13 protein-coding genes are annotated in these 11,901 nt (G+C 70.1%); 10 read left to right on the plus strand and 3 right to left on the minus strand.

The window, feature by feature from the left end:
- The first annotated feature begins 118 nt into the window (after positions 1–118).
- Both GXW71_RS17050 and GXW71_RS17055 read left to right on the plus strand, forming a co-directional pair.
- Positions 119–310, plus strand: coding sequence for a hypothetical protein (locus tag GXW71_RS17050; RefSeq protein ID WP_211853748.1), 192 nt, complete (start codon positions 119–121; stop codon positions 308–310).
- Between the two features lie 206 nt (positions 311–516).
- A complete protein-coding gene (locus GXW71_RS17055; RefSeq protein WP_246526658.1) occupies positions 517–1,104 on the plus strand; it encodes an exopolysaccharide biosynthesis protein in 588 nt (195 codons plus the stop codon).
- Between the two features lie 34 nt (positions 1,105–1,138).
- On the opposite strand, the gene GXW71_RS17060 is transcribed toward GXW71_RS17055, so the two are convergent.
- Entirely contained in the window at positions 1,139–1,441 is a 303-nt protein-coding gene (locus GXW71_RS17060; protein ID WP_211853750.1) for a hypothetical protein, read from the minus strand.
- 213 nt (positions 1,442–1,654) lie between these two features.
- On the opposite strand from GXW71_RS17060, the gene lpxD reads away from it, so the two are divergent.
- A complete protein-coding gene (gene lpxD, locus GXW71_RS17065; protein WP_211853751.1) occupies positions 1,655–2,680 on the plus strand; it encodes a UDP-3-O-(3-hydroxymyristoyl)glucosamine N-acyltransferase in 1,026 nt (341 codons plus the stop codon).
- A gap of 49 nt (positions 2,681–2,729) precedes the next feature.
- On the opposite strand, the gene GXW71_RS17070 is transcribed toward lpxD, so the two are convergent.
- A complete protein-coding gene (locus GXW71_RS17070; RefSeq protein ID WP_211853752.1) occupies positions 2,730–3,470 on the minus strand; it encodes a cupin domain-containing protein in 741 nt (246 codons plus the stop codon).
- Between the two features lie 124 nt (positions 3,471–3,594).
- Entirely contained in the window at positions 3,595–3,942 is a 348-nt protein-coding gene (locus tag GXW71_RS17075) for a winged helix-turn-helix transcriptional regulator (protein ID WP_211853753.1), read from the minus strand.
- Positions 3,943–4,043: 101 nt separating this feature from the next.
- Here GXW71_RS17075 and GXW71_RS17080 point away from each other — a divergent pair, with 101 nt between their 5' ends.
- The 7 genes from GXW71_RS17080 to GXW71_RS17110 all read left to right on the plus strand — a co-directional run bounded on the left by GXW71_RS17080 (position 4,044) and on the right by GXW71_RS17110 (position 11,831).
- The gene (locus GXW71_RS17080; protein ID WP_211853754.1) at positions 4,044–5,057 is read left to right on the plus strand and encodes a zinc-binding alcohol dehydrogenase family protein; all 1,014 of its coding nucleotides are present in this window, start codon (positions 4,044–4,046) and stop codon (positions 5,055–5,057) included.
- Positions 5,058–5,381: 324 nt separating this feature from the next.
- Complete coding sequence (locus GXW71_RS17085; protein WP_211853755.1) at positions 5,382–6,359, plus strand: Bug family tripartite tricarboxylate transporter substrate binding protein; 978 nt, start codon at positions 5,382–5,384, stop codon at positions 6,357–6,359.
- A gap of 39 nt (positions 6,360–6,398) precedes the next feature.
- Entirely contained in the window at positions 6,399–7,793 is a 1,395-nt protein-coding gene (locus GXW71_RS17090; protein WP_211853756.1) for an amidase, read from the plus strand.
- Between the two features lie 134 nt (positions 7,794–7,927).
- Positions 7,928–8,812, plus strand: coding sequence for a fumarylacetoacetate hydrolase family protein (locus tag GXW71_RS17095; RefSeq protein ID WP_246526659.1), 885 nt, complete (start codon positions 7,928–7,930; stop codon positions 8,810–8,812).
- Between the two features lie 79 nt (positions 8,813–8,891).
- Positions 8,892–9,869: a Bug family tripartite tricarboxylate transporter substrate binding protein gene (locus tag GXW71_RS17100; protein WP_211853757.1), complete on the plus strand. Its 978-nt coding sequence runs from the start codon at positions 8,892–8,894 to the stop codon at positions 9,867–9,869.
- 102 nt (positions 9,870–9,971) lie between these two features.
- Complete coding sequence (locus GXW71_RS17105) at positions 9,972–10,580, plus strand: class I SAM-dependent methyltransferase (RefSeq protein WP_211853758.1); 609 nt, start codon at positions 9,972–9,974, stop codon at positions 10,578–10,580.
- A 75-nt stretch (positions 10,581–10,655) separates the two neighbouring features.
- Positions 10,656–11,831 carry a M20 family metallopeptidase gene (locus GXW71_RS17110; protein ID WP_367617323.1) on the plus strand — a complete coding sequence of 392 codons (1,176 nt, stop codon included), beginning with the start codon at positions 10,656–10,658 and terminating at the stop codon, positions 11,829–11,831.
- Positions 11,832–11,901: the final 70 nt, after the last annotated feature.

Consider the following 11,901-nt stretch of genomic DNA (forward strand, 5'->3'; position numbering starts at 1 on the left):
AATTCCCGTCGGACCGATGATGGCCGCGCCTTGGTGCGGCACGTGTCCTGCGCATCATCCGGGGTGACGGCGACTCTACCAGACCCGCCTGGAGCGGGATCACTGACAGGAATTCGACATGGCACAGAACAAGGCGCAGGCCGAGACCATCGATCCGGCGGTTGCCGCAAAGCTTGAGGAAGATGTCGCCTATCTGGCGAAGCGGCATCGGGTGTCCGCCGCCATCGTGCGGGAGATCATCCGCCGGACCGGCGCGACCGAGAAGTCGGCGATCGAGCGCGAGATCGAGAAGGGCAAGGCGCGCCGCTGATCGCTGGCAGCATTGGTAACGAATTCGGAACGAATTGCGACCGGATCGACACGGATCGATGTGTCCGCCCACGCCCTGACCTCAGGGCGTGCCGGACGGCACGCGTGCCGTCCGGCTTTCGCCAGCCGCCGCCACTTTCTATCCAAGGGGCCATCACCGAGGCACTCTCCATCGCCACCGGCGCCTATGCTTGACCGGACATGGAGATGCGCAGACCCACCTCTGCCGTTCTGTATACGCTGCTGAGCGAAGCGGCCGCCGGGCGGGTGACGATCGACTGGCTTTTCGCGCGACTCGGCGACCGGTCGTTCGGCATCATGCTGCTGCTGCTGGGAATCTGCGGCCTGCTGCCCGGCGTGTCGGCCGTCGCCGGCGTCCTGCTGGTCGTTCTCGCCTTCCAGATGATCATGGGGCGCTCCGGCCCCAGCCTGCCGCGACGGGTCAGCAGCCGGGGCGTCTCGACGCGGCAGCTGGCCATCCTGGTCGACCGGCTGGTGCCGGTCCTGCGCTGGCTGGAACGGCTCATCCGGCCCCGCTGGGCCACGCCTTTCGTGGCGACCAGGCGGGTGGTCGGGGCTGTCGTCCTGCTGCTGGGGGCGAGCCTGCTGGTGCCGCTGCCGTTGAGCAACATCCCGCCCGCCCTGACGATCGTGCTGCTCGCCTTCGCCTACCTCGAGGAGGATGGCGTTCTTCTCTGCATCGCGTTGGCCGTGGCGGTCGGTCTGCTGGCGGGTGCCGCGGCCTTCGCCTGGGAAGTGATGAGCGTGGCGGGGTGGCTGCCAAGCCTTCGGTGACCCGTGCCGGAACGCTCGGGCACGGTGCCGGGCATCAGGGCCGGCGGGCCCGCGTACCGGGATTCCCGGCCGCCGCGGATCCCGCCCAGGGATCGCGCTCCCCGGACAGCGTTCCCGTATCGCCGCGGACTTCGCTTTCGCGCACGACGCGCTCATGCCCGTCGCGGGCATTCTTCACGCGGTATTCCCGATCCTGGCCATCGTTCGGGAGCTGCCGCAGAACGACATAGCTCCCGCCCGGGATATTGCCGCTGAGCCGGCCCGAGACCAGTTCGACACTCTGTCCGACTGAAAAGCTGTGCGGGCGCATGGCGGCATTCTCCGTGTGTGCGGCCATCCATGCATCACGCCGACGTTCCTGGGACGGCCCGACACACCTGCAGTAAAATTGGGACGGCCGATCGGCTGAGGCGGCGGACACGCGCGCGTCAGACCTGGTTTGTTCCAAATGGTGCGGCGGCGGGCAATTGCAACAACGGAAGCCAAGAAGGTCCGCCTGGGCTAGACAGGGCTCGTGGATGGCGTCGTGCTCCACCGAAAAGGATGAGACATGACCCAAGCGTCAGTCGGCGATGCGCGGTTCTTTGCCCGAAGTGGGCCGCATTCCCTCGCCGCGGTCGCCGAAGCCGCGACCGGCACGGCGACGGATGTGGCCATCCTGTTGACGGGCGTCGCACCGTTGGGGAGCGCGGGGCCGCACGAGGTCAGCTTCCTCGACAACCGGCGCTACGCGGCGGCGCTGGAAGGGACCTTGGCCGGCGCGGTCATCATCCATCCGGACATGCTGCCACGGGTGCCCGAGGGGTCGGTGCCGATCGTCACGAAGGAGCCCTATGCGGGATGGGCGCGGGTGGCGGCGCTGTTCCATCCGCTGCGGCCGCTCTGCCCGGGCATCCACCCGACGGCCTTCGTCGCGGCCGATGCGCATGTCGATCCCTCGGCGCAGATCGGGCCCTTCTCGCTGGTCGCATCCGGGGCCGAGGTCGGCGCCGGGTGCTGGATCGGTCCGCATGCCTCGGTGGGCGATGGCGTCGTGGTCGGGCAGGACTGCCGGGTCGGCGCCCATGCCAGCCTCTGCTGCGCCATCCTGGGCGCACGGGTTCATGTGCATCCCGGCGCCCGCATCGGCCAGGACGGGTTCGGCTTCGCCACCACGGAACAGGGCTTCCTGACGGTTCCCCATCTGGGGCGCGTGATCCTGGAGGATGACGTGGAGGTCGGCGCCAATACCACCATCGACCGCGGGTCCGTGGGCGACACCGTGATCGGTCGCGGCACCCGCATCGATAACCTGGTCCAGATCGGCCACAATGTCCGCATCGGCCGCTGCTGCGTGATCGTGGCGCAGGTCGGCATCGCGGGATCGACCGTGCTCGGTGACTACGTGCAGGTCGGCGGCCAGGCGGCGCTGGCCGGGCATCTGAACGTTGCGCGCGGGGCACGGATCGGCGCGCAGGCCGGCGTGATCTCGGACGTGCCGGCCGGCGCCGCACTGGTCGGCAGCCCGGCCCAGCCGAGGCGCGACTTCTTCCGGCAGGTGGCGACGGTCAAGCGCCTGGCACGCCGGGAAGAATGAGCGGCGATCCCCGGAGCACGATCCATTCGAATGCGCTCACGGGCCGGTGTCAGCCGGCGGGCGGCCGATAGCGCGGTATCGCGTAATCAGTGAGCGGGCGGCCGGCGAATTTGCCGTATCCGGCCTCGAGCGCGATCTCGTGGCCGATGATCAGCCCGTCCGGCTGCGCCTCGATGGTCGGGTCGACGATGCGGCGCTGGAAGGCCTGGCCGGGTGGGTCGAGCGTCCAGTCCTGGCAGCCATAGACGTTGAAATTCAGCATGACGGCCGGCTGCGCGCCGGCGGCGAACCAGTGCACGTTGCGGTCGATTTCCGTCGTGCGCATCGCCTCGCCCGGCTGGAACCAGCGGTCCGTCGCCAGGCGCAGCAGCAGCCGGTCGGGCGTCAGCCGGGCGATGATGTCGTATTCCCGGATATGCACCTGGCCGTGCAGCACCATCTGGGTCGAGACGATGTTGTGATGCGCGTGCGGCGGATGCGCCTCGCCGGGCTCGATGTAGAACAACTGGATGGTCTCGCGCCCGTCATCGCCGGTGCGGCGGTAGAGCACCTGGTCCTTCCGTTCGTCCAGGGCGCGGGCAATCCAGGGCGACAGGCAAGCCGTCAGGTCCAGCCGGTCGTGCAGCGCGCGGATCATGGATTGGAACTCGGCGACGCTGAGCTGGCGCCGGCGCAGCGCGGCGACGGCCCGCACCGATTCCGCGACCAGCGGGTGATCGATGTCGCTGACATCGGGAAGATGCCCGGTGCGGGTGTTCATCTTCACGGTATCGGCGGCGGCGACGGACATGCGGCGTCTTCCTCCTCGCTCGAGGGACACGCTAACGGTGGCGCGACGGGGAGTCAATGAACCGGTTCATGAAAAGGCTTGCGCTCGACACGGGTCCCGGCCCGGCGGTCCCGGCGGAGAGGTTCTAGGCGGCCTTCTCCAACTCCAGATGGGCGTCGCCCCAGGTCTTCAGCGCGGTGATCACCGGCTCCAGGCTGCGGCCGCGCGCGGTCAGGCTATAGTCCACGCGCGGCGGCACCTGGGCGAAGACGGTGCGCAGCACCAGCCCGTCCGCCTCCAGCTCGCGGAGCTGGTTGGTCAGCATGCGCTGGGTCACGTTCGGCAGCCGGCGCCGGATTTCGTTGAAGCGCAGCGTGCCGCTCAGCAGGTGGTAGAGCACCACGCCCTTCCACTTGCCGTCGATCAGCGCCAGCACGCCTTCCACGGCGCAGCCCGGCGAGCAGTCCAGGCGCTTGTGGCGGACCTTCGGCATCACGGTACCCTTTTCGACACTATGGGCTGGATATGTGCGTTCTTGCCGCAAGTGCCGATAGCCTGCATCTCGATGCCACCGAACGCAACAGGAGGCCCGCCATGCGCGCCGTCGGCTACCGCCAGTCCCTGCCCATCACCGAAGCTGCATCCCTGCTCGACCTCGAGTTGCCGAAGCCCGCGCCCGAGGGCCGCGACCTGCTGGTCGCGGTGAAGGCCGTCTCGGTCAATCCGGTCGACACCAAGGTGCGTATGCGCGCCAGGCCGGAGGGCGACACGCCTGTCGTGCTCGGCTGGGACGCCGCCGGCATCGTGGCGGCGGCGGGGCCGGCGGCGACGCTCTTCAAGCCGGGCGATGCCGTCTACTACGCGGGCGCCCTGAACCGCCCCGGCACCAATGCCGAGTTCCACCTGGTCGATGAACGGATTGTCGGCGCCAAGCCGGCGAGCCTCGGCTTCGCCGCCGCGGCCGCGCTGCCGCTGACCAGCATCACCGCCTGGGAAGCGATGTTCGACCGGCTGCACGTTGCGCGCGCCGTGCCGGGCGCGGCGCGCGCCATCCTGATCATCGGCGGCGCCGGCGGCGTCGGGTCCATCGCGATCCAGCTCGCGCGCGCGCTGACCGATCTGACGGTGATCGCCACCGCCTCCCGCGCCGAGACGCGGGACTGGGTGCAGGGCCTCGGCGCGCATCACGTGATCGATCACCGCCAGCCGCTCGCACCGCAGGTGGCGGCCCTTGGCCTCGGTGCGCCGGGCTTCGTCTTCTCGACCACCAACACCGACCAGCACCTGGCAGACATTGTGGAGCTGATTGCGCCGCAGGGCCGCTTCGCGCTGATCGACGACCCCAAGGCGCTGGACGCGCTGCCCTTCAAGCGCAAGAGCGTGTCGCTGCACTGGGAGTTCATGTTCACCCGCCCGGTCTTCGGCACCGCAGACATCGAGGCCCAGCACGCGCTGCTGACCGAGGTCGCCAAGCTGGTCGATGCCGGGCGCATCCGTTCCACCCAGACCGAGAGCTTCGGGCCGATCAACGCCGCCAACCTCAAGCGCGCCCATGCGCTCCTGGAAAGCGGCACCGCCCGCGGCAAGGTGGTGCTGGAGGGCTTCTGACCCTCCTTCGCCAAGGCTTCGGAGGGCAAGCCTTCCAGGGAGCCACAGTGCGGCCGCAGGCCGCTACCTGTCCCTGCGGGGCGAGCGCAGCGATGCCCCGGGGCCGCGAATGCGGCCCCGCGCGCGACCGATCTCAGCCGCCAATGCTGCCCTGACAGCGCGCAAGCCAAGGCCGCGGATGCGGCCGCCGGCGCTTGAGGCCACAAACATGGCACAAGGGTTGCGAAGCAACCCGCCAGGCCCGGCCATTGCCGGGCCTGGCGTGCTGGCTGCCCAAATGGGCGGCAGACCGCGCGCCGGCTGCGAACCGGGAGCGCAACCACCATGCAACGCCGCCATCTGCTGGGGCTGTCCGCCGGCCTTCTGGCCGCACCACGCGTCGCAACCGCCCAGGCCGCCTGGCCGGGGCGGGGCACCATCCGCCTGGTCGCGACCTTCCCGCCGGGAGGACTCGCCGATACGATCTCCCGCCTCGTCGCGCCCGTGCTGGGGCAGGCGATCGGGCAGAATGTGGTGATCGAGAACCGCGCCGGCGCCGGCGGCACCATCGGCGCCGACATGGTCGCGAAGGCGGCGCCGGACGGTTACACGCTGATCATCAGCCACGCCTCCCCGCACGGCATCGCGCCCGGCATCTACCCACAGCTTTCCTACGACCCGGTCGCCGACTTCACCCATCTCGGCATGCTAGTGGATACGCCGAGCGCGCTGCTGGTCATGGCGCGCTCCCCCTATCGCGACCTGGCGCAGTTCCTGGAAGCGGGGCGGGGCGCCGGCGTGCGCTACGGCTCCTCCGGCGTCGGCTCGACGACGCATCTGTTCGGAGAGGTGCTGGCGCGCGACGCCCGCGCGCCGAAGCTCGACCACGTGCCCTATCGCGGCTCCGCGCCCGCGCTGCAGGACCTGATGTCGGGTGCGATCGAAAGCTTCTTCGACCCACTGACCACCAACATGGCGATGCTGCGCGACGGCACGCTGCGCGCGCTGGCGGTCACCTCCGAACGGCGGCTCGATGCGCTGCCGGACGTGCCGACTTTCGCCGAGCTCGGCCTGCCGCGCGTCACCGCCGGCGTCTGGATCGGCATCAGCGGCCCCAAGGGCCTGCCCGCACCGATCGCGGAACGGATCACCGCGGAGATCCCGAAGATCATCACGCGTCCGGACCTGAAGACGCGCTTCGTCGACCTCGCGAGCTACCCGCCGGAGCCGCCGCTGCTTGGCGACGCCTATGTACGCATGATCGCCGACTATGTCCGTGTCTGGACCGCGGTGGCGCGGGAGGCGAATATCGTGGCGAGCTGATCCGGGGCGAGGGCCCCGCTTGTTGGTGGGGCCGTCTCGATGTCTGAAACCGATCCCGCCCTGATGCCGGCCGAGACGCTGCTCGCGCATTACGCGCGGCGCGCGCTCTCCCCGGTCGAGGTGCTGCGCGCGGTGACCGAGCGCGTCGCGCGCTACAATCCCTGGGTCAATGCCTTCGCCGCCATGAACCCGCGCGCCCTGCAGGCGGCGGGCGAGAGCGAGCAGCGCTGGATGGCCGGCCGCCCAATCGGGCCGATCGACGGCGTGCCGGCGACGGTGAAGGACCTGCTGCACATGGCGGGCTTCCCGACCCGGCGCGGCAGCCGCACCACCGAAGCAGCGCCGGTCGCGGAGGATGCGCCGGTCGTGCTCGGGCTGAAATCGGCGGGCGCGGTCATCATCGGCAAGACCACGACGACCGAGTTCGGCTGGAAATCGCCGGGCGACTGCCCGTTGCACGGCATCACCCGCAACCCCTGGAACCGCGACCGGACGCCCGGCGGCAGCAGCAGCGGCGCCGGCGCCGCGGGTGCCGCCGGCTTCGGGCCGCTGCATGTCGGCACCGATGCCGGCGGCTCGGTCCGCATCCCCGCCGCCTGGTGCGGGCTGGTGGGTGTCAAGCCGAGCTTCGGCCGGGTGCCGCAATGGCCGCTCGGCGCCTTCGCCAATGTCGCCTGCGCGGGACCAATGACGCGCACGGTGCGCGACGCCGCGCTCATGCTGAACGTCATGGCGCGACATGACGTGCGCGACCCCTTCTGCCTGCCCGAGGATATCAGCGACTGGCGCGATGGCATCGAGGATGGGGTGAAGGGGCTGCGCGTCGCGCTGGTCCGTCGCCTGGGCTTCGAGCCGCCGCTGGACGAGGATGGGAAGGCCGCTCTCGGCGTCGCGGCGAAGCTGCTCGAGGAAGCCGGTGCCACCGTGGAGGAGGCTGATCCCGGCCTGCCCGACACCCGCGCGATCTTCGGCCGCGTCTGGGGCGTGGCGCTGGCCAAGCTGGTTGCCGAGACGCCGGCGGAGAAGCGCGGGCTGCTCGATGCCGGCATCACCGATGTCGCGGCGCGGGAGGAGGGCATGAGCGCGGTCGATTTCCTGCGTGCCGATGCGCTCCGGATAGAGGCGGCGCATGCCATGGCGCGCTTCCACCAGCGCTACGACATCGTGCTGACCGCGGCGACGCCGACCGCCGCGATCGCCGCCGACCAGCCGACCATCCGCCCGTGGGAGGCCCTGTGGCGTGACTGGGCGCCCTGGACCTTTGCCTTCAACCTGACCCGCCAGCCCGCGATCAGCGTGCCGGTCGGGCTCGATGAGGAAGGGATGCCGCGGGCGGTGCAGGTGGCGGCGGCGCTCTATCGCGACGATCTCGCCTTCCGCGCCGCGCGCGCGATCGAGCGCGCAGCGTCCCTGCCGGTGGCGCCGCTCGACTGACACAGCTTCCAGGCAGGGCTTGGCAAGCCGTGCGCCACGCGGCAGATGACGCAGCGGACATCTTGGGTTGATCGCGTGATCCAGGCCTTTCGGGCGCTTCGGCCTGAAGCCGTCACGCTCAAGGAGGACGGTCGATGCGGCTGGTGACCTACAAGCGGAGCGGGACGGTGGGCGAGCGCATCGGGGCGCTGAACGCCGATGGCCAGGTGCTCGACCTGGCGGCCGCCGATCCCCGGGTGGATTGGGGCAACATGCCGGCGCTGATCGGCGGCGGCGCCGCCATGCTGGAGCGCGCCCGCGTTGCGGCGGCGAAGGCGCCGGTCGCCGCCGATGCGGTGCTGATGGCGCCGATCCCCCGTCCGCCGAAGAACATCTTCTGCGTCGGCAAGAACTACCACGAGCATGCAAAGGAATTCGCGGGATCGGGCTTCGATGGCGGCGCCAAGGATGTGGTGCCGCCCTTTCCCGTGGTGTTCAGCAAGCCGCACACCGCGATCATCGCCAATGGCGAGCCCATCCTGGGCGAGCTCGACCCGACCGGCGGCCTCGACTACGAGGGCGAGCTCGCGGTCGTCATCGGCCAGGGCGGACGCGGCATTGCCAAGGCCGACGCGCTGAAGCACGTCTTCGGCTACACCATCGTCAACGATGTGACCGCGCGGCACCTGCAGAAGCGGCACAGCCAATGGATCCTGGGCAAGGGGCTCGATACCTTCTGCCCGATGGGCCCCGCGATCCTGACGGCCGATGAGGTGCCGGATCCGGCGGCGCTGCGCCTGACCACACATGTGAATGGCGAGAAGCGGCAGGACGCGCCGGTCGCCGACCTGATCTTCGACGTGCCGACCTTGATCGAGGCGATCTCGGCGGCGATCACGCTGGAACCCGGTGACATCATCGCGACCGGCACGCCGGCCGGCGTCGGCATCGGCTTCAACCCGCCGAAGTTCCTCAACAAGGGCGATGTGGTGCGGATCGAGATCACCGGCATCGGCGTGCTGGAGAACAAGGTCGCCTGATAGACACGTAGGCTGGCCGGATCATCATCCGTTCATCCGTATCGGTCATGATCCGGCACTGCGAAGCGGAGGGTGAAGCATGATCCAGAGACGCGCCTTGCTCGGGGCCATCAGCCTTGGTGCCGCGGCGCCCGCGGCCTGGGCGCAGACCGAGGCCTTTCCGAACCGCCCGGTCAGCATGGTGGTCGCCTTCCCGCCGGGCGGGCAGGCGGATGTGGTGGCGCGGCCGGTCGCGGCCGCGCTGGAGCGGCTCTGGCGCGTGCCGGTGCCGGTGCAGAACCGCGCCGGCGCGGCGGGCGAGATCGGCAATGGTGCCGTCGCCCGCGCGGCACCCGATGGCTACACCATCCTGATGGCGCTCTCTTCCGTCGTCGTGCTGCCGGAAGCGGCGAAGCTGTTCGGCCGGGCACCGGCCTACACGCTCGACCAGTTGCAGCCCTTGGCGCTGGTCTCTGCCGATCCGGTGCTGCTGGCGGTTCCGGCAGCGAGCCCCTGGCGCACGCTGGAGGAATTCATCGCCGACGCGAAGCGGCGGCCGGGCGAGATCTCCTATTCCTCCTCGGGCAACTACTCGGCGCTGCACCTGCCGATGGCGATGCTGGCGGCGGCGGCGGAGATCGACATGCTGCACGTGCCGTTCCAGGGCGGCGCACCGGCGCTGACCGCGCTGGTCGCCGGCCAGGTGCAGGCGCTGGCCTCCGGCCCCGGCCCGATCTCGCCGCATGTGCGCGAAGGCCGGCTGCGCGTGCTGGCGAGTTGGGGCGCGCGGCCGATTGCGGGGTTCGAGGATGTGCCGACCCTGCTCTCCAAGGGCTTTTCCGGTGTCGAATACTACATCTGGTGCGGCGCCTATGCGCCTGCCGGCATCCAGGCGCCGATCGCGCAGCGGCTGCGCCAGGGGCTCGCCGCGGCCGCCGCGGACCCGGACGTGGTGCGGGCACTGAACGCTGCCGGCAGCGCCATCGACCACCGCGACGGCGACGCCTTCGCGCGCTTCGCCGCGGCCGATGCCGAACGCCTGGCGCGCGTCGTGCAGCGCATCGGCCGTATCGACTAGAGCGTGATGACTTGAGGCGGAATCGCCGAAAAGTCTGAATCACGCGATCGAACAAGGGGCTGGAGCATTTGACGTGAGCCCAGGCAAACGGAAATGCTCCAGATGAGCGGCACCGAGGGCTATGCCGAGGAGGCGGAAGCCCTCCTCGTCCAGTACGAGAGCGTCGCCTTCGCCGATATCCATCGGGTGGTGCTGCACTTGATCCCACGGGCGCCCTGCGATGTGCTGGATATCGGCGCCGGCACCGGGCGCGATGCGGCGTCGCTGGCGGCGATGGGCCATCGCGTCACCGCGGTGGAGCCGGTCGCGGTGCTCCGCCAAGGCGCGATGGCCTTGCATGCCGGCGCGGCGGTGGAATGGCGGGAGGACAGCCTGCCGGAGCTCGCCGGGCTGACGGCGCGGGGCGCTGCCTTCGATCTCATCCTGCTCTCCGCCGTCTGGATGCACCTCGATGCCGCGGAGCGCCGGCGGGCAATGCCGAATCTGGCGTCGCTCCTGCGTCCGGGCGGTGTCGTGATCCTGTCGCTGCGGCATGGGCCGGTGCCGCAAGGGCGGCGCATGTTCGCGGTCCCGGCGGAGGAGACGATCGCGCTCGCCGGGGCTGAGGGCCTCGATACCGTACTCAATGTGCGCACGGCCTCCATCCTGCCGGGCAAGGCCGATGTCGACTGGACCCGGCTCGCCTTCGTGAAGCGCAGGGCCGGCGCCTGACCCGGCCCCCTTGCGCCGGCGCCGACACGGGGCTCCAATCCGGCCTCATTTGACGCACCGGAGCGAGAGACCGCCGTGAGCACCGAAGCCGCCATCACCGCCTGGCTCGCCGAGCAGCGCGGCGCCATGATCGATGCCATCGCCGAGATGGTGAACACCGATGGCGGCAGCTACGACAAGGCGGGCGTCGACCAGACCGGCGAACAGGTGAAGCGCTTCATGGCGGCGAACGCCATCCCGGTGGAGGTGCTGCCGCAGCAGAAGCATGGCGACTGCCTGCGCGCGACCGTCGAAGGCGGCGAGATCGCGTCCGGCAACCGCCAGAAGAACATCGTGCTGATGGGCCATCGTGACACCGTCTTCCCGAAGGGCGAGCCGACTCGCCGGCCCTTCCGGATCGAGGGCAACATCGCCTATGGCCCGGGTGTCGCCGACATGAAGGCGGGCATCGTGATGAACATGTTCGTGCTCGCCGCCTTCCGGAAATTCGGCGGCGCGCCCGGCCCGCTGGTCGGCCTCTTTACCGGCGACGAGGAGATCGGCAGCCCCGAAGGCCGCCCGGTGATCGAGGCCGAGGCGAAGCGGGCACGCGTGGTGTTCAATTCCGAGCCCGGCCGCCCGACCGGCGCCGTGGTCACGGGGCGCAAGGGCGGGGTCTTCAGCATCGTCGACATCGAAGGCAAGGCCGCGCATTCCGGCGGCAATTTCGAAGCAGGCATCAGCGCGATCGGCGAGGCCGCGCACAAGATCATCGCGATCCATGCGCTGACCGACCTCAAGCGCGGCATCACACTGAATGTCGGCCTGGTCTCCGGCGGGCAGAGCGTGAACACGGTCGCCCCTTCCGCGCAGTTCCAGATCGACCTGCGCTATGTCGATCCGACGGATCGCGACGAGATCATGGGCCGGATCCACGACATCGTCGGCCGCGCCCATGTGCCCGGCACGCGCGCGACGCTGACCATCAAGGGCGAGTTCCTGCCGTTGAACCAGACGGAAGCCGGCGCCCGGGTGTTCGAGCTCTACAAGGGCGCGGCCGCGGCCTCCGGCCTCAGCGTGACCGGCGAATTCTCCGGCGGCTGCGCGGACAGCGGCTTCACCGCCGCGATGGGCGCGCCCACCATCTGCGCGGTCGGCCCGGCCGGCGGCAAGGCGCATAGCCCGGAGGAATACCTCGAGCTCGACAGCATTGTCCCCCGCGCCCAGAGCCTTGCCCGCGCAATCCTGCGCTTGGAAGGCGCGGGGTTATAGTTTGACCTCAAGCGCCGGCATTTTCATTGTCCTCAATCGCCGGCGGCCGCGTCCGCGGCCTTGGCTAACG

It is taken from the genome of Plastoroseomonas hellenica (assembly GCF_018129085.1).
Taxonomy (GTDB): domain Bacteria; phylum Pseudomonadota; class Alphaproteobacteria; order Acetobacterales; family Acetobacteraceae; genus Plastoroseomonas; species Plastoroseomonas hellenica.